At 68.8% G+C, this 17,206-nt stretch carries 21 protein-coding genes; all 21 read right to left on the bottom strand.

All coding sequences use genetic code 11. The features are described from left to right. Position 1: 1 nt before the first annotated feature. Positions 2-571: a 50S ribosomal protein L5 gene (rplE, locus tag GA0070606_RS19715; protein ID WP_073834925.1), complete on the bottom strand. Its 570-nt coding sequence runs from the start codon at positions 569-571 to the stop codon at positions 2-4. Further along, complete coding sequence (gene rplX, locus GA0070606_RS19710; protein ID WP_013288626.1) at positions 571-891, bottom strand: 50S ribosomal protein L24; 321 nt, start codon at positions 889-891, stop codon at positions 571-573. The genes rplE and rplX overlap by 1 nt, the downstream gene beginning before the upstream one ends. Further along, the gene (gene rplN, locus GA0070606_RS19705; RefSeq protein ID WP_007073026.1) at positions 888-1,256 is read right to left on the bottom strand and encodes a 50S ribosomal protein L14; all 369 of its coding nucleotides are present in this window, start codon (positions 1,254-1,256) and stop codon (positions 888-890) included. Before rplN ends, rplX begins: the two co-directional genes overlap by 4 nt. 97 nt (positions 1,257-1,353) lie before the next feature. Beyond that, complete coding sequence (gene rpsQ, locus GA0070606_RS19700; protein WP_088998356.1) at positions 1,354-1,629, bottom strand: 30S ribosomal protein S17; 276 nt, start codon at positions 1,627-1,629, stop codon at positions 1,354-1,356. Then, positions 1,626-1,862 (bottom strand): 50S ribosomal protein L29, encoded by a 237-nt coding sequence (rpmC, locus tag GA0070606_RS19695; RefSeq protein WP_007073028.1) that lies wholly within the window; start codon positions 1,860-1,862, stop codon positions 1,626-1,628. Before rpmC ends, rpsQ begins: the two co-directional genes overlap by 4 nt. Further along, positions 1,862-2,287, bottom strand: a complete 426-nt coding sequence (gene rplP / locus GA0070606_RS19690; protein WP_007465292.1) for a 50S ribosomal protein L16 — start codon at positions 2,285-2,287, stop codon at positions 1,862-1,864. Before rplP ends, rpmC begins: the two co-directional genes overlap by 1 nt. Before the next feature lie 3 nt (positions 2,288-2,290). Beyond that, positions 2,291-3,145 (bottom strand): 30S ribosomal protein S3, encoded by an 855-nt coding sequence (gene rpsC, locus GA0070606_RS19685; protein WP_091102569.1) that lies wholly within the window; start codon positions 3,143-3,145, stop codon positions 2,291-2,293. Further along, on the bottom strand, positions 3,145-3,603 hold the full coding sequence (rplV, locus tag GA0070606_RS19680; RefSeq protein ID WP_091102565.1) for a 50S ribosomal protein L22: 459 nt from the start codon (positions 3,601-3,603) through the stop codon (positions 3,145-3,147). The genes rpsC and rplV overlap by 1 nt, the downstream gene beginning before the upstream one ends. Before the next feature lie 40 nt (positions 3,604-3,643). Then, a complete protein-coding gene (gene rpsS / locus GA0070606_RS19675) occupies positions 3,644-3,925 on the bottom strand; it encodes a 30S ribosomal protein S19 (protein ID WP_007073032.1) in 282 nt (93 codons plus the stop codon). A 12-nt stretch (positions 3,926-3,937) separates the two neighbouring features. Next, positions 3,938-4,777, bottom strand: coding sequence for a 50S ribosomal protein L2 (gene rplB, locus GA0070606_RS19670; RefSeq protein WP_091065788.1), 840 nt, complete (start codon positions 4,775-4,777; stop codon positions 3,938-3,940). Between the two features lie 12 nt (positions 4,778-4,789). Continuing rightward, entirely contained in the window at positions 4,790-5,092 is a 303-nt protein-coding gene (gene rplW / locus GA0070606_RS19665) for a 50S ribosomal protein L23 (protein ID WP_076466668.1), read from the bottom strand. Beyond that, positions 5,089-5,739 carry a 50S ribosomal protein L4 gene (gene rplD, locus GA0070606_RS19660; protein WP_091102560.1) on the bottom strand — a complete coding sequence of 217 codons (651 nt, stop codon included), beginning with the start codon at positions 5,737-5,739 and terminating at the stop codon, positions 5,089-5,091. Before rplD ends, rplW begins: the two co-directional genes overlap by 4 nt. Further along, the gene (gene rplC / locus GA0070606_RS19655; protein WP_091102556.1) at positions 5,736-6,401 is read right to left on the bottom strand and encodes a 50S ribosomal protein L3; all 666 of its coding nucleotides are present in this window, start codon (positions 6,399-6,401) and stop codon (positions 5,736-5,738) included. The genes rplD and rplC overlap by 4 nt, the downstream gene beginning before the upstream one ends. Before the next feature lie 11 nt (positions 6,402-6,412). Further along, positions 6,413-6,721 (bottom strand): 30S ribosomal protein S10, encoded by a 309-nt coding sequence (gene rpsJ, locus GA0070606_RS19650; protein WP_007073037.1) that lies wholly within the window; start codon positions 6,719-6,721, stop codon positions 6,413-6,415. A gap of 350 nt (positions 6,722-7,071) precedes the next feature. After that, a complete protein-coding gene (gene tuf, locus GA0070606_RS19645) occupies positions 7,072-8,265 on the bottom strand; it encodes an elongation factor Tu (RefSeq protein WP_091102553.1) in 1,194 nt (397 codons plus the stop codon). A gap of 221 nt (positions 8,266-8,486) precedes the next feature. Continuing rightward, the gene (gene fusA, locus GA0070606_RS19640) at positions 8,487-10,583 is read right to left on the bottom strand and encodes an elongation factor G (RefSeq protein ID WP_091102550.1); all 2,097 of its coding nucleotides are present in this window, start codon (positions 10,581-10,583) and stop codon (positions 8,487-8,489) included. 75 nt (positions 10,584-10,658) lie between these two features. Further along, a complete protein-coding gene (rpsG, locus tag GA0070606_RS19635) occupies positions 10,659-11,129 on the bottom strand; it encodes a 30S ribosomal protein S7 (protein WP_013735957.1) in 471 nt (156 codons plus the stop codon). A 1-nt stretch (position 11,130) separates the two neighbouring features. Then, positions 11,131-11,505 (bottom strand): 30S ribosomal protein S12, encoded by a 375-nt coding sequence (gene rpsL / locus GA0070606_RS19630; RefSeq protein ID WP_014440718.1) that lies wholly within the window; start codon positions 11,503-11,505, stop codon positions 11,131-11,133. Between the two features lie 516 nt (positions 11,506-12,021). Beyond that, positions 12,022-12,441: a hypothetical protein gene (locus GA0070606_RS19625; RefSeq protein WP_091107912.1), complete on the bottom strand. Its 420-nt coding sequence runs from the start codon at positions 12,439-12,441 to the stop codon at positions 12,022-12,024. 323 nt (positions 12,442-12,764) lie between these two features. Next, entirely contained in the window at positions 12,765-13,136 is a 372-nt protein-coding gene (locus tag GA0070606_RS19620; RefSeq protein WP_091102546.1) for a hypothetical protein, read from the bottom strand. A 99-nt stretch (positions 13,137-13,235) separates the two neighbouring features. Further along, positions 13,236-17,123 (bottom strand): DNA-directed RNA polymerase subunit beta', encoded by a 3,888-nt coding sequence (locus GA0070606_RS19615; RefSeq protein WP_091102542.1) that lies wholly within the window; start codon positions 17,121-17,123, stop codon positions 13,236-13,238. Positions 17,124-17,206 lie beyond the last annotated feature (83 nt).

The following is a 17,206-nucleotide window of genomic DNA, read 5'->3' as shown; positions in this document are numbered from 1 at the left end:
CTCAGTTCTCCTTGAACGGGAAGCCCAGGAGCTTGAGCAGCGCCCGGCCCTCGTCGTCGGTCGTGGCGGTCGTGACCACCGTGATGTCCATGCCCCGCTGCCGATCGATCTTGTCCTGGTCGATCTCGTGGAACACCGACTGCTCGGTCAGACCGAACGTGTAGTTGCCGTGCCCGTCGAGCTTGCGCCCGTCCAGACCGCGGAAGTCGCGGATACGCGGCAGGGCGATCGACAGCAGCCGGTCCAGGAACTCCCACATCCGGTCGCCGCGGAGGGTCACCTTCGCGCCGATCGGCATGCCCTCGCGGAGCTTGAACTGCGCGATGGACTTGGTCGCCCGCCGCACCTGCGGCTTCTGGCCGGTGATGGTGGCCAGGTCCCGGACCGCGCCGTCGATGAGCTTGGCGTCCCGGGCGGCCTCGCCGACACCCATGTTGACGACGATCTTGACCAACCGCGGCACCTGCATGGGGTTGCCGTAGTTGTGCTGCTTCTGCAGCTCGGCCACGATCTCGTTGCGGTACCGCTCCTTGAGGCGCGGCATGGTCTTGGTTTCGGTAGCCGTGGTCATCACAGGTCCTTACCGGTGCTACGCGCGATGCGGACCTTCTGGCCGTTGTCGTCGATCCGGTAACCGACGCGGGTCGGCTTGCCGTCGGAGTCCAGGACCATCACGTTCGAGACGTGGATCGGGGCCTCCTGGGTGACGATGCCACCGGTCTTGGCGCCACGCTGGGTGGTGCTGATGCGGGTGTGCTTCTTGACCCGGTTCACGCCCTCGACCAGGACCTTGTCCTGCCGCGGGTAGGCCGCGATGACCTTGCCCTTGGCACCCTTGTCCTTGCCGGCGATGACGACGACCGTGTCGCCCTTCTTGACCTTCACGGTCACAACACCTCCGGCGCGAGAGAGATGATCTTCATGAACCGCTTGTCCCGCAGCTCCCGGCCCACCGGGCCGAAGATACGGGTGCCGCGCGGGTCCCCGCCGTCCTTGATGATGACGGCGGCGTTCTCGTCGAAGCGGATGTACGAACCGTCCGGCCGCCGCTTCTCCTTGGCGGTGCGAACGACGACGGCCTTGACGACGTCGCCCTTCTTCACACCGGCACCCGGGATCGCGTCCTTGACGGTGGCCACGATGACGTCGCCGATGCTCGCGTAGCGCCGACCGGAGCCACCGAGAACCCGGATGCACAGGATCTCCCGAGCACCCGTGTTGTCGGCGACGCGCAGTCGCGACTCCTGCTGAATCACGTCTATCTCCTATGTCTGCCGGTTCTCCGGCCGCGCGAGGCGGCCGGAGCCTGGCGGAACCCGCGCCCGACTGACGCCGGGCGAGCTTGAGCCTTCGCTACTTGGCCTTTTCCAGGATCTCCACGAGCCGCCACCGCTTCGTGGCGGACAGCGGCCGGGTCTCCATGATCAGGACCCGGTCGCCGATGCCGGCGGTGTTCTGCTCGTCGTGCACCTTCAGCTTGCTGGTACGGCGCATGATCTTGCCGTACAGCGCGTGCTTGACCCGGTCCTCGACCTCGACGACGACGGTCTTTTCCATCTTGTCGCTGACCACGAGGCCCTCACGCACCTTGCGGCGGGCCCGCGCGGCGGCGGTGGTGTTCTCGCTCATGATGCAGTCACCTCAGTCGGCGCGGCCGAGAGACCCAGCTCGCGCTCACGCATGATCGTGTAGATCCGGGCGATCTCCCGACGGATGACCTGCAGCCGCCGGTTGTTGTCCAGCTGCCCGGTTGCGGCCTGCACGCGGAGGTTGAACAGCTCCGCCTTGGCCTCGCGCAGCTTCGTGACCAGCTCCTCCTCGGAGAGCTCACGCAGCTCGGAGGCCTTAACGCCCGCTGCCATCAGGATTCACCCACTTCGCGCGTAACAATGCGGCACTTCATCGGGAGCTTGTGGATCGCGCGACGCATCGCCTCTCGCGCGATCTGCTCGTTGGGGAAGGACATCTCGAAGAGAACCCGCCCCGGCTTCACGTTGGCGACCCACCACTCGGGCGAACCCTTACCGGAACCCATCCGGGTCTCGGCCGGCTTCTTGGTGAGGGCCTGGTCCGGGAAGATCGTGATCCAGACCTTGCCGCCACGCTTGATGTGGCGGGTCATCGCGATACGCGCCGACTCGATCTGGCGGTTGGTCACGTACGCCGGCTCGAGAGCCTGGATCCCGAACTCGCCGAACACCACCCGGTTACCACCCTTGGACGCGCCACTGCGGTCCGGGTGGTGCGGCTTGCGGAAGCCCTTCGGGGGCTTGCGCGGCATCAGCATCTGTCAGCCCTCCTGCTGCGTTTCTGCCGCGGCGGAGACGGCGGCGGGATCCACCGCGTCACCACTCGGCGTCTCGGCCTGCTGCGCGATGGTGGTCGCGGCGGCCCGGCCGGCCTCGGTGCCGCCGGCGGTCGTGCCGGACGAGCCGGACCGACCACGGCGCGGCCGCTCGGGGCGGTCGCCGCGCTCACGGCGCGGGCGCGACGGAGCCTCGGCCGGGGTCTCCCGACCCGGCACCGCGTCGCCCTTGTAGATCCAGACCTTCACGCCGATCCGGCCGAAGGTGGTACGGGCCTCGAAGAAGCCGTACTCGATGTTGGCCCGCAGCGTGTGCAGCGGGACCCGGCCCTCGCGGTAGAACTCGGTCCGGCTCATCTCGGCGCCGCCCAGACGGCCCGAGACCTGGACCCGGATGCCCTTGCAGACCGGGTTCTTCATCGCGGACTGCATGGCCTTGCGCATCGCCCGACGGAAGCTGACCCGGCTGGACAGCTGCTCGGCGACGCCCTGGGCGACGAGCTGCGCGTCCGACTCGGGGCTCTTCACCTCGATGATGTTCAGCTGGACCTGCTTGCCGGTCAGCTTCTCGAGCTCGCCGCGGATCCGGTCGGCCTCCGCACCCTTGCGGCCGATGACGATGCCCGGCCGGGCGGTGTGGATGTCGACGCGGACCCGGTCCCGGGTGCGCTCGATGTCGACCTTGGAGATGCCGGCGCGCTCGAGGCCCTTGGACATCATGCGGCGGATCTTGACGTCCTCGCCGATGTAGTCCTTGTAGAGCTTGTCCGCGAACCAGCGGGACTTCCAGTCGGTCGAGATGCCGAGCCGGAACCCGTGCGGGTGAACCTTCTGACCCATTACTCGGCGCCCTCCGTCTTGCTCTGCGTCTCAGCCGGCTCCGCCTGCTTCGCCGGGGCCGCCTTCTTCGCCGCGGCCTTCTTCGGCGCGGCCGGCGCCACGGCCTCGACCGCGACGGTGATGTGGCAGGTGCGCTTGCGGATCCGGTACGCCCGGCCCTGCGCCCGCGGCTGGAACCGCTTCATGGTCGGGCCCTCGTCCACGTACGCCTCGCTGACGAGCAGCGCGTCGGGGTCCAGCCGCTCGTTGTTCTCCGCGTTGGCGATCGCGCTCGCGAGCACCTTGTACACCTGCTCGCTCGCAGCCTGCGGCGCGAACTGCAGCACCGTGAGCGCCTCCTTCGCGGGCAGGCCGCGGACGAGGTTGACCACCCGGCGCGCCTTCATCGGCGAGATGCGCACGTGCCGCGCAACCGCCCGCGCGCCCGGAAGCACCGGAGCGTCGCCCTTTCCTGGCATCGCTGTAACCCCTTGTTCCTCTATCCGTATGCCCGCGGCGTCAGCGCCGACGGCTCTTCCGGTCGTCCTTCTCGTGACCCTTGAACGTGCGGGTCAGCGCGAACTCGCCGAGCTTGTGCCCGACCATCGCCTCGGTCACGAACACCGGGACGTGCTTGCGTCCGTCGTGCACGGCGATCGTGTGACCCAGCATCTCCGGGATGATCGTCGAGCGCCGCGACCAGGTCTTGATGACGTTCTTCGAGCCCTTGTCGTTCTGCGTCTCCACCTTCTTGAGCAGGTGGTCGTCGACGAACGGGCCCTTCTTCAGGCTGCGAGGCATGTCTTATCTCCCTCAGCCGCGCTTACGCGTGGCGTAGCGGCGGCGGACGATCAGCCGGTCACTCGGCTGGCCCTTACGACGGGTGCGGCCCTCGGGCTTACCCTGCGGGTTGACCGGGTGGCGACCGCCGGAGGTCTTACCCTCACCACCACCGTGCGGGTGGTCGACCGGGTTCATCGCGACACCACGGACGGTCGGGCGCTTGCCCTTCCACCGCATGCGGCCGGCCTTACCCCAGTTGATGTTCGACTGGTCGGCGTTGCCGATCTCGCCGACGCTGGCGCGGCAGCGCACGTCGACCCGCCGGATCTCACCGGACGGCATACGCAGGGTCGCGTACGCGCCCTCGCGGCCGAGCAGCTGGATGCCGACGCCGGCCGAGCGGGCCAGCTTGGCGCCGCCGCCCGGACGCAGCTCCACGTTGTGGATGGTGGTACCGACCGGGATGTTGCGCAGCGGCAGGTTGTTGCCCGGCTTGATGTCGGCGCCCGGACCGGACTCGACACGGTCGCCCTGCTTCAGGTCCTTCGGCGCGAGGATGTAGCGCTTCTCGCCGTCGGCGTAGTGCAGCAGCGCGATGCGCGCGGTGCGGTTCGGGTCGTACTCGATGTGGGCGACCTTCGCCGGCACGCCGTCCTTGTCGACCCGCTTGAAGTCGATCAGACGGTACTGGCGCTTGTGACCGCCACCGTGGTGCCGCGTGGTGATCCGGCCGTGGGCGTTACGCCCGCCCTTCTTCGGCAGCGGAGCCAGCAGCGACTTCTCGGGCGTCGACCGGGTGATCTCGGCGAAGTCGGCGACGCTCGAGCCACGCCGGCCCGGCGTCGTCGGCTTGTACTTACGGATAGCCATTGTCTACACCCCTCAGCTGACCGGGCCGCCGAAGGCCTCGATACGGTCACCGTCAGCCAGCTTCACCATCGCCCGCTTGGTGTCCTTGCGCTTGCCGAACCCGGTGCGGGTCCGCTTGCGCTTGCCCTCGCGGTTGAGCGTGTTGACCGTCAGGACGCGGACGTTGAAGATCTGCTGGATAGCGATCTTGATCTCGGTCTTGTTCGCGTCCGGGTGCACCAGGAAGGTGTACCAGTTGCGGTTCAGCTCGCTGTAGCTCTTCTCCGAGACGACCGGCGCCACGATGATGTCGCGCGGGTCGGCGATCGTGCTCACTTGCCACCCTCCTCGGTGGTCTCGGCGGGAACGCCGAGGAACTCGTCCAGGGCGTCCTTCGTGAAGACCACGTCGTCGGCCACCAGCACGTCGTACGTGTTGAGCTGGCCGGCCTCGATCAGGTGCACCCGCGGCTCGTTGCGCAGCGACACCCAGTTCAGCTCGTCGGTGCTGCTCAGCACGACCAGCACCCGGCGGGCGTCGGTCAGCTTGGCCAGCGTGGCCAGGGCGGCCTTGGTCGACGGCTTCTCGCCCGAGACGAACGCCTCGACGACGTGCACCTGCCCGGCGCGGGCCCGGTCCGACAGGGCGCCACGCAGGGCGGCGGCCTTCATCTTCTTCGGGGTGCGCTGGCTGTAGTCGCGCGGCACGGGACCGTGCACCACGCCACCGCCGGCGAACTGCGGAGCGCGGATCGAGCCCTGGCGGGCGCGACCGGTGCCCTTCTGCTTGTACGGCTTCTTGCCGCCGCCGGCGACCTCGCCGCGGGTCTTGGTCTTGTGCGTGCCCTGCCGGGCCGCCGCGAGCTGGGCCACCACGACCTGGTGCATCAGCGCGACGTTGGCCTGGACGTCGAAGATGTCGGCGGGCAGCTCGACGGAGCCGCTCTTGGTGCCTTCGACGGTGAGGACGTCAACGGTGGTCACTTGGCCACACCGCCCTTCTTCGCCTTGGTCTTGGCCGCGGTGCGGACCAGGACCAGCGCGCCCTTCGGGCCGGGAATGGCGCCGCGGACGAGCAGGAGGTTGTTCTCGGTGTCGACCGCCTGGACGGTCAGGTTCTGGACGGTGTAGCGCACGCCACCCATCCGGCCCGCCATCCGGGTGCCCTTGAAGACACGACCGGGGGTGGCGCAGGCGCCGATCGAGCCCGGCGAGCGGTGCTTGCGCTCGACACCGTGGCTGGCGCGCAGACCGTGGAAGCCGTGCCGCTTCATCGGGCCGGCGTAGCCCTTGCCCTTGGTCTTGCCGGTGACGTCGATCGAGACGCCGGCCGGGAACTCCTCGACCGTGATCTCCTGGCCGAGCGAGTAGTCCGCCGCGTCGGCGGTGCGCAGCTCGACGATGTGCCGCCGCGGCGCGACGTCGGCCTTCGCGTAGTGCCCGCTGATCGGCTTCTTGACCTTGCGCGGGTCGATCGTGCCGTACGCCAGCTGGACCGCGGAGTAACCGTCCTTCTCGGCGCTACGAACCTGGCTGATGACGCACGGGCCGGCCTGAACCACGGTCACCGGGACAACTCGGTTGTTGTCCCAGACCTGGGTCATGCCGAGCTTTGCGCCCAGGATCCCCTTGACTTGCCTGTCCATTTGTCCGGTCCCTACAGCTTGATCTCGATGTCGACGCCAGCCGGCAGGTCGAGGCGCATGAGCGAGTCGACCGTCTTCGGGGTCGGGTCGATGATGTCGATCAGCCGCTTGTGCGTGCGCATCTCGAAGTGCTCGCGCGAGTCCTTGTACTTGTGCGGCGAGCGGATAACGCAGAAACGGTTGATCTCCGTGGGCAGCGGCACCGGGCCCGCGACCTGCGCCCCGGTACGCGTCACCGTCTCGACGATCTTCCGAGCCGAGGAGTCGACGACCTCGTGGTCATAGGCCTTGAGCCGGATGCGGATCTTCTGTCCCGCCATGGTGGCTTCTGTTCCTTCTCTCGATGCCGCTGTGTTGCGGGCGCCTGTACCGGCTGGTACAGGCCCTCTTCGCCGACCCCCGCGGTCGGGCGTGTCGCGCTCCCGGGCCAGGCTCCGCCCCGGGACTCCGGAGCGATACTGACCGCGCGGTGGGTCAAGGCGCCGATCGCACTACCGCGACCTGAACGCCGTGCGAGGGTGGTTGGCGGACACGCCGCCAACCACCCTACGCCCGACTGTCCTGCAGCCCGGCGGTTCAGCCGAAGCCGAACACGGGCAGCGAACTGTCGTTACGCAACCTGACTAGTATGCCGCACGACCGGCGGCGGGTCTAATCGGGGTTACCTAGCTCACTTGATGATCTTGGTGACGAACCCGGCGCCGACGGTGCGGCCACCCTCGCGGATCGCGAACTTGAGGTTCTCCTCCATGGCGATGGGCTGGATCAGCTTCACCGTCATGGTGGTGTTGTCACCCGGCATGACCATCTCGGTGCCCTCGGGGAGCGTGACGACACCGGTGACGTCCGTGGTCCGGAAGTAGAACTGCGGACGGTAGTTCTGGAAGAACGGGGTGTGCCGGCCGCCCTCCTCCTTGGAGAGGATGTAGACCGTCGCCTCGAACTCCGTGTGCGGGGTCGTGGTGCCCGGCTTGATGACGACCATGCCGCGCTCGACGTCCTCGCGCTTGATGCCACGCAGCAGCAGACCGACGTTCTCGCCCGCACGGGCCTCGTCGAGCAGCTTGCGGAACATCTCGATGCCGGTGCAGGTGGTCTTCATCGACTTCTCGCGGATGCCGACGATCTCCACCTCCTCGTTCGGCTTGAGCACGCCGCGCTCCGCGCGACCGGTGACGACGGTGCCACGACCGGTGATCGTGAAGACGTCCTCGATCGGCATCAGGAACGGCTTGTCGGTCTCGCGCTCCGGCTGCGGGATCGCGGTGTCGACAGCGGTCATCAGGTCCAGCAGCTTCTGGGTCCACTCGGGGTCGCCCTCGAGGGCCTTCAGCGCCGAGACCCGGACGACCGGCAGGTCGTCACCCGGGTACTCCTGCGACGAGAGCAGCTCACGGACCTCGAGCTCGACGAGCTCCAGGAGCTCCTCGTCGTCGACCATGTCGCTCTTGTTGAGCGCCACGACGATGTACGGAACGCCGACCTGGCGGGCCAGCAGCACGTGCTCGCGGGTCTGCGGCATCGGGCCGTCGGTCGCCGCGACCACCAGGATCGCGCCGTCCATCTGCGCGGCACCGGTGATCATGTTCTTGATGTAGTCGGCGTGCCCGGGGCAGTCGACGTGCGCGTAGTGCCGAGCCTCGGTCTGGTACTCGACGTGCGCGATGGAGATCGTGATGCCGCGGGCCTTCTCCTCCGGCGCCTTGTCGATCTCGTCGAACGGCGTGTACGGGTTGAGGTCCGGGTACTGGTCGTGCAGGACCTTGGTGATGGCCGCCGTCAGCGTCGTCTTACCGTGGTCGATGTGACCAATGGTGCCGATGTTGACGTGCGGCTTAGTCCGCTCGAACTTCGCCTTCGCCACTGGTGTCCTCCTGTGGACTTCTTGGTTCGTTCGCCCCGGCGCGCCGGTCGGCGCTTAGGACTCTGTCGACAGCCTTTCCGACCTGACGGCCGGAGAGCCTTTGTGGGTTCTGCGGCGATGAAGCCTACAGGCCCGGATTCACACAATCCGACCGAGGTGGCCGCGGGCGGGATGCCCCTCCCGCGACCAGCCCCGGGTCACCGGATCAGCTCAGGTGAGCGTCACTCACCCGTCGCCTTGGCGATGATCTCCTTGGCGACCGAGGACGGAACCTCGGCGTAGGAGTCGAACTGCATGCTGTAGCTAGCCCGGCCCTGGGTCTTCGACCGCAGGTCGCCGACGTAGCCGAACATCTCCGACAACGGCACCAGAGCCTTGACGACGCGGGCGCCGCTGCGCTCCTCCATCGCCTGGATGATGCCGCGGCGGGAGTTGAGGTCGCCGATGACGTCACCCATGTTCTCCTCGGGAGTGGTGACCTCAACGGCCATCATCGGCTCGAGCAGCGCGGGGTCGGCCTTGCGAGCCGCCTCCTTCATCGCCATCGAGCCGGCGATCTTGAATGCCATTTCCGACGAGTCGACCTCGTGGTACTGGCCGTCCACCAGGGTGAGCTTGATGCCCACCAGGGGGAAGCCGGCGAGGATGCCGTACTGCATCGCGTCCTGGGCGCCCGCGTCCACCGACGGGATGAACTCCCGGGGGATACGGCCACCGGTGACGGCGTTGGCGAACTCGTAGGTCGGGGCGTCGTTGCCCAGCGGCAGCGGCTCCAGGCTGATGATCACCCGGGCGTACTGGCCGGAACCACCGGTCTGCTTCTTGTGGGTGTACTCGACCTTCTCCACCTTGCGGCGGATGGTCTCGCGGTACGCCACCTGCGGCTTGCCGATGTTGGCCTCGACGTTGAACTCGCGGCGCATCCGGTCGACCAGGATGTCCAGGTGCAGCTCGCCCATGCCGGAGATGACCGTCTGGCCGGTCTGGTCGTCCAGCTTGACGCGGAAGGTCGGGTCCTCCTCGGCCAGCCGCTGGATGGCGGTGCTGAGCTTCTCCTGGTCGGCCTTGGTCTTCGGCTCGATGGCGACCTCGATGACCGGCTCCGGGAAGGTCATCGACTCCAGGATGACCGGGTTCGCCGGGTCGCACAGGGTGTCGCCGGTGGTGGTCTGCTTGAGACCCTGCACCGCGATGATGTCGCCAGCCTGGGCCGAGCTGCGCTCTTCCCGCTTGTTGGCGTGCATCTGGTAGATCTTGCCGATCCGCTCCTTGCGGTCCTTGGTGGAGTTGACCACCTGGGAGCCGGACTCGAGCGTGCCGGAGTAGATCCGGACGTAGGTGAGCTTGCCGAGGTGCTTGTCCGTCTGGATCTTGAAGGCGAGGCCCGAGAACGGCTCCGACTTCGACGGCTTGCGCTGCATCGGCGTCTCGCCGTCGGTGGCCGTGCCCTCGATCGCCGGGATGTCCAGCGGCGACGGCAGGTACGCGACGACGGCGTCCAGCATCGGCTGGATGCCCTTGTTCTTGAAGGCGGTACCGGTGAGGACCGGGTTGGCCTTGCCGGCGATGGTGGCCCGGCGGATGGCGGCCTTGATCTCCTCGACGGAGATCTCCTCGCCCTCCAGGTACTTCTCCATCACCGCGTCGTCGACGTCGGCCAGGGTCTCCATCAGCTTCTCGCGCCACTCCGCGGCGGAGTCGGCGAGGTCGGCCGGGATCTCCTCGATCGCGTAGTCCTCACCCTTCTGCGTCTCGCCGCGCCAGGTGAGGGCGCGCATCTCGACCAGGTCGACCACGCCGATGAAGTCGGACTCGGCGCCGATCGGGATCTGGAGCACCAGCGGGGTGGCGTTGAGCCGGTCGATCATCATCTGCACGCAGCGGAAGAAGTCGGCGCCGGTCCGGTCGAGCTTGTTGACGAAGCACATCCGGGGGACGTTGTACTTGTCCGCCTGCCGCCAGACGTTCTCCGTCTGCGGCTCGACGCCGGCGACACCGTCGTAGACCGCGACCGCGCCGTCCAGCACCCGCAGCGACCGCTCGACCTCGACCGTGAAGTCGACGTGGCCGGGCGTGTCGATGATCTGGATCGTGTGGCCCTTCCACTCACACTTGGTAGCAGCGGAGGTGATGGTGATACCACGCTCCTGCTCCTGCTCCATCCAGTCCATGACGGCACCGCCCTCGTGGACCTCACCGATCTTGTACGTGATGCCGGTGTAGAACAGGATCCGCTCGGTGGTGGTGGTCTTTCCGGCATCGATGTGGGCCATGATGCCGATGTTGCGTACGTTGGCGAGCGCGTCTGCGGCGGCCACTTCAATCCCTACTTATCGTCGTCTCGACACAACTGGTGGCGGTTCCGGCGCCGCCAGGGCGCCGGAACCAGGGTGTTACCAGCGGTAGTGCGCGAAGGCCTTGTTGGACTCGGCCATCTTGTGCGTGTCCTCGCGCCGCTTGACGGCGGCGCCGAGGCCGTTGCTCGCGTCCAGCAGCTCGTTCATCAGCCGCTCGACCATGGTCTTCTCGCGACGGGCGCGGGAGTAGGTGACCAGCCAGCGCAGGCCCAGGGTGGTCGCCCGGGCGGGGCGGACCTCGACCGGGACCTGGTAGGTGGCGCCACCGACGCGGCGGCTGCGCACCTCGAGGGTCGGCTTGACGTTGTCCATCGCCCGCTTGAGGGTGACGACCGGGTCGGTGCCGGACTTCTCGCGGCAGCCCTCGAGGGCGGCGTAGACGATGCGCTCGGCGAGCTGACGCTTACCGCGCAGCAGGATCTTGTTCACCAGCTGGGTGACCAGCGGCGAGTTGTACACCGGGTCAGCGACCAGCGGCTTCCGCGGAGCGGGTCCCTTACGCGGCATGTCAGCTCTTCTCCTTCTTCGCGCCGTAACGGCTGCGCGCCTGCTTGCGGTTGCGGACACCCTGGGTGTCCAGCGAACCGCGGACGATCTTGTAACGCACGCCGGGGAGATCCTTCACACGACCGCCGCGGACGAGCACGATCGAGTGCTCCTGCAGGTTGTGGCCGACGCCCGGGATGTAGGCGGTCACCTCGATCTGGCTGCTGAGCTTGACACGAGCGACCTTGCGCAGCGCCGAGTTCGGCTTCTTCGGGGTGGTGGTGTACACGCGGGTGCACACGCCGCGCCGCTGAGGGGAACCCTTCAGCGCCGGGGTCTTGGTCTTACTCGTCTTCGCCTGGCGGCCCTTTCGGACCAGCTGCTGGATCGTGGGCACCGGGTTTCTCCGCTCCCTTCGACCGCCGGGTGGCGGCCGCGCCGTCTGCCGTAGCCGGCCTGATGACCGGCTCTCCTACATTCCGACCAGGGCCACCTCGCGGCGGTCCCGGCACCCGCGGTCGGGCGTGTCGCCCAGATCACGGTCCCGGCGCCTACGCTCACGCGTGTCGACCGGGGTCTTTCGCCGACACACGGCAGGCCGCGTACCGGGTCTTTGGCTTTGTCGTGCTCCCACGGGATCTCCGGCTCGCCGGATCCAGCGCACGCACGAGTTGCCCGGGCTTGCCCGGGCACAAGGGGAAAGAGTACCTACCACAACCGCACAGGTCAAAACGGAGAGGCCGGCGTAGCGTCTCACCGCCCGCCGATCGAACCCGTCGCGCCCGCCCGCCCGTGATGGGCACCTACGGTCACAAGTGTACCGGCTCTCCCCCGGAGCGGCCCGTCGACCCCGGGCCGTCCACGCCGGCGCCGCAGCTGGCGGGCGCCCACGCCCCCGGTCGCCGCCGGGGCGTCACGCCAGCGCCACCAGCAACGCCAGCCCCAGGCCGAGCAGGCTGAGCAGCAGGCCCGCGCCGCCGCAGCTCACCCCCGCCACCGCCAGCCCACGGCCGGTGAACCGGACCGCGGGCGGTGGCGCCGCCCGCCGGATCTGCCGCAGCCCGAGCAGGCCCGCGGCGACCGCGCCCGCGCCCGCCAGCACGCCCAGCACCGTGAAGGCGCCGGCGGCCCACGCGCCGCCCATGGCCGCCACCGCGCCGAAGCAGATCACCAGCAGCGCGACGAGGATCGAGACGATCCCCGCCACCAGGGAGCCGACGGCGAGGCCGGAGGTGACCGGCGGCACGTCGAGGTGCACCACGCCGAAGGGCGTACCGGCGACGGCCTCGACCCGCTTCGGCGGCCGGGCCTCCTCCCGCGGCGGCGGAGGCACCGTGGGCGGCGCGGCCGGGCCCGCGCCCCAGCCGGCTCCCGGGCCGGCGGCTGGCCCCCAGCCCGCGGCGGCGGGGGCCGACGACGGCGCGTGCCCCGTCGGGGCGCCCGCGTCGGGGCGCGCCCACTGCCCCGCGCCCGGCGGTGCGGGGGCGGGGTGCGCGGCGGGGTGCGCCGCGGGATCGCTGCCCGGGTAGCGCGCCGGTTCCGTCACGGGTCCTCCTGTCGACTTCCTCGGCGTCCACCGCCACGCGACGGACACCGGGCCAGGCTACCGCCGACGGCCGGGCTCCCCGCCCCGGGCGGGACCGGCCGGGCGGGCGTTCAGTCCACGTTCGGCGCGAAGTCCTGCCCGTAGGGGGTGTCGGCGAGGCGAACCACCCCGATCACCACCGCGGCCACCACGGTGACCGCGAACAGGACCAGGCCCGTCCAGGCCAGCCGCTCCCCCTGGCGCAACCAGGCGGCGCCGGTCAGGAAGCCGCCCGAGGCGTACGCCTCGCGGCGCGCCTGCCGGGCGAGCTGGAGCGCCACCGTGGCGGGCACCACGCCGCCGACGAAGAGGCCGGTCAGCGCACCGATCAGGCCCAGCGCGAAGACCGCCTTCGCCTTGGTGGCCCGGGCCGGGTCCGGGTCGAGCGGGTGGCGCGGCGGCCCCGGCGGGGCGACGGGCGCCTGCCCGGGTGCGGTCGTCATGCCCACCATCATGCCCCGGCCGCGCCGGCGCGGACCGGCCGATCCCCGAGACGCGACGAGGCCCCCGGCGGGTGCCGGGGGCCTCGTCGTCGGTGCTGTTTAGCGGTACGACCCGAAGTCGAAGTCGTCCAGCGGAACCGCCTGGCCGCTGGCCGGCCCGAAGCCGTAGTCGGTCTCCGGGTAGCCGGTCATCGAGTAGACCTTGGCCTTCGCCTCCTCGGTCGGCTCGACCCGGACGTTGCGGTACTTGCTGATGCCCGTACCGGCCGGGATGAGCTTACCGATGATCACGTTCTCCTTGAGGCCGACGAGCGAGTCGCTGCGCGAGTTGATCGCCGCGTCGGTCAGCACCCGGGTGGTCTCCTGGAAGGAGGCCGCCGAGAGCCAGGAGTCGGTGGCCAGCGAGGCCTTGGTGATACCCATCAGCACCGGGCGACCGGCGGCGGGCTCGCCGCCCTCGGAGACGAGTCGACGGTTCTCCGACTCGAACAGCGCCCGGTCGACCAGCACGCCCGGCAGGAACTCGGTCGAGCCGGAGTCGATGACCGTCACCCGCTTGAGCATCTGGCGGATGATGATCTCGATGTGCTTGTCGTGGATGAGCACACCCTGCGAGCGGTAGACCTCCTGGACCTCCTGGGTCAGGTGGACCTGGACCGCGCGCGGGCCGAGGATGCGCAGCAGCTCGTGCGGGTCGATGGTGCCCTCGGTGAGCTTCTCGCCGACCTCGACGTGGTCGCCGTCGTGGGTCCGCAGCCGGACCCGCTTGGAGATCTTGTCGTAGACGATCTCGTCGCTGCCGTCGTCCGGCACCACGATGATCTTCCGCGATCGCTCGCCGTCCTCGATCCGGATCCGGCCGGGGGTGTCGGCGATCGGCGCCTTGCCCTTCGGCACCCGGGCCTCGAAGATCTCCTGGACACGGGGCAGACCCTGGGTGATGTCCTCACCCGCGACACCACCGGTGTGGAAGGTACGCATCGTCAGCTGCGTACCCGGCTCACCGATCGACTGGGCGGCGATGATGCCGACCGCCTCGCCGACGTCCACGGTCTTGCCGGTCGGCAGCGAGCGGCCGTAGCACGCACCGCAGACGCCCAGCTTCGACTCGCAGGTGAGCACGCTGCGCACCCGGACCGTCTCCACCCCGGCGGCGACGATCTTGTCGACCAGGATCGAGTTGATGTCCTGGCCCCGCTCGGCGACGACGGTGCCGTCCGGCCCCTTGATGTCGTCGGCCAGCGTCCGGGCGTGCACGCTGGTCTCGGCGTGCTCGTGCACGACCAGCCTGCCGTCGAGCCGCTCGCCGATCTGCATCGGGATGGCGCGGTCGGTGCCGCAGTCCTCCTCGCGGATGATGACGTCCTGCGAGACGTCCACCAGACGACGGGTCAGGTAACCCGAGTCGGCGGTACGCAGGGCGGTGTCCGCGAGACCCTTCCGGGCACCGTGCGTGGAGATGAAGTACTCCAGCACGGACAGACCCTCCCGGTAGCTGGCCTTGATGGGCCGCGGGATGATCTCACCCTTCGGGTTGGCCACCAGACCACGGATCGCCGCGATCTGCCGGAGCTGGAGCAGGTTACCGCGGGCACCCGAGTTGATCATCTTCCACAGCGGGTTCTCCTGCGGCAGCGCGGTGTCCATCTCCTTGGCGACCTCGTTGGTCGCCTTGGTCCAGATCTCGATGAGCTCGCCGCGGCGCTCCTCGGCGGTCATCAGACCACGCTGGTACTGCTTGTCGATCCGGTCGGCTTCCTTCTCGTACCGCTCCAGGATCTCCCGCTTGCGCGGCGGAGCAATGACGTCCTCCATGCCGATCGTCACGCCGGACCAGGTGGCCCAGTGGAAACCGGCCTCCTTGAGCCCGTCCAGGGTGGCCGCGAGGGCCACCTTGGGGAAGCGCTCGGCGAGGTCGTTGACGATCGCGGAGAGCTGACCCTTGCGGATCTCGTAGTTCACGAAGCGGTAGCCCTGCGGCAGCGTCTCGTTGAACAGCACCCGGCCGAGGGTGGTCTCCACGGTCAGCGGGTCGCCCTCGACCCAGCCCTCCGGGGCGGTCCACGGCTCGGCGCCGGCGCCGTTGTCGACCCCGACCACGCCCCGCAGCCGGATCTTCACCGGGGCCTGCAGGTGCAGCTCGCCGTTGTCGAACGCCATCCGGGCCTCGGCGTCCGAGCTGAACGCCCGGCCCTCGCCCTTCTCACCGGCGGTGAGGTGGGTGAGGTGGTAGAGGCCGATGACCATGTCCTGGGTGGGCATGGTGACGGGCTTGCCGTCGGCCGGCTTGAGGATGTTGTTCGACGACAGCATCAGGATCCGCGCCTCGGCCTGGGCCTCGGCGGACAGCGGCACGTGCACCGCCATCTGGTCACCGTCGAAGTCGGCGTTGAACGCGGTGCAGACCAGCGGGTGGATCTGGATGGCCTTGCCCTCGACCAGCTGCGGCTCGAAGGCCTGGATGCCCAGGCGGTGCAGGGTCGGCGCCCGGTTCAGCAGGACCGGGTGCTCGCCGATGACCTCTTCCAGCACGTCCCACACGACCGGCCGCTGCCGCTCGACCATCCGCTTGGCGGACTTGATGTTCTGCGCGTGGTTGAGGTCCACCAGCCGCTTCATCACGAACGGCTTGAACAGCTCCAGCGCCATCTGCTTGGGCAGGCCGCACTGGTGCAGCTTCAGCTTCGGGCCGACCACGATGACCGAACGGCCGGAGTAGTCGACGCGCTTGCCCAGCAGGTTCTGGCGGAACCGGCCCTGCTTGCCCTTGAGCATGTCGGACAGCGACTTGAGCGGGCGGTTACCCGGGCCGGTGACCGGCCGGCCGCGACGGCCGTTGTCGAACAGCGCGTCGACGGCCTCCTGGAGCATCCGCTTCTCGTTGTTGACGATGATCTCGGGCGCGCCGAGGTCGATCAGCCGCTTGAGGCGGTTGTTCCGGTTGATCACGCGGCGGTACAGGTCGTTCAGGTCGGAGGTCGCGAAGCGGCCACCGTCGAGCTGCACCATCGGGCGCAGGTCCGGCGGGATGACCGGGACGCAGTCCAGCACCATGCCGAGCGGCGAGTTGCGGGTGTTCAGGAACGCCGCGACGACCTTGAGCCGCTTGAGCGCCCGGATCTTCCGCTGGCCCTTGCCGGAGCGGATGGTCTCGCGCAGGCTCTCGGCCTCGGCGTCGAGGTCCATGTTCTGGACCAGCGCCTTGATGGCCTCGGCGCCCATGCCGCCGGTGAAGTACTCGCCGAAGCGGTCGCGCAGCTCGCGGTAGAGCAGTTCGTCGGTGACGAGCTGCTTCGGCTCCAGCTTGCGGAAGGTGTCCAGCACCTCGTCGAGGCGGTCGATCTCGCGCTGGGCCCGGTCGCGGATCTGGCGCATCTCGCGCTCTCCGCCCTCCTTGACCTTGCGCCGGACGTCCGCCTTGGCACCCTCGGCCTCCAGCTCGGCCAGGTCGGCCTCGAGCTTGGCGGCCCGCTTCTCGATCTCCGAGTCGCGGCTGTTCTCGGCCTGCCGCTTCTCGGCCAGGATCTCGTTCTCGATCGTCGAGAGGTCGCGGTGACGCGCCTCGGCGTCCACGCTCGTCACGACGTACGAGGCGAAGTAGATGATCTTCTCGAGGTCCTTGGGGGCGAGGTCCAGCAGGTAGCCCAGCCGGCTCGGCACGCCCTTGAAGTACCAGATGTGGGTCACCGGGGCGGCGAGCTCGATGTGGCCCATGCGCTCGCGGCGGACCTTCGACCGGGTCACCTCGACGCCGCAGCGCTCGCAGATGATGCCCTTGAAGCGGACCCGCTTGTACTTACCGCAGTAGCACTCCCAGTCCCGCTGCGGACCGAAGATCTTCTCGCAGAAGAGCCCGTCCTTTTCCGGCTTCAGGGTGCGGTAGTTGATCGTTTCAGGCTTCTTGACCTCGCCGTGCGACCACTGACGGATGTCGTCGGCGGTGGCGAGGCCAATGCGCAGCTCGTCGAAGAAGTTGACGTCGAGCACTATGTCCCCTATGTCGTCGTCTTTAAAGCTAGTTAATCCGGGGGGTTCGGGGCGAGGTGACCGGCGGAAGGATCAAGCCTGAC

The sequence above is a fragment of the Micromonospora citrea genome (assembly GCF_900090315.1).
Taxonomy (GTDB): Bacteria; Actinomycetota; Actinomycetes; order Mycobacteriales; family Micromonosporaceae; genus Micromonospora; species Micromonospora citrea.
This window is presented reverse-complemented; position numbering and strand designations above follow the sequence as displayed.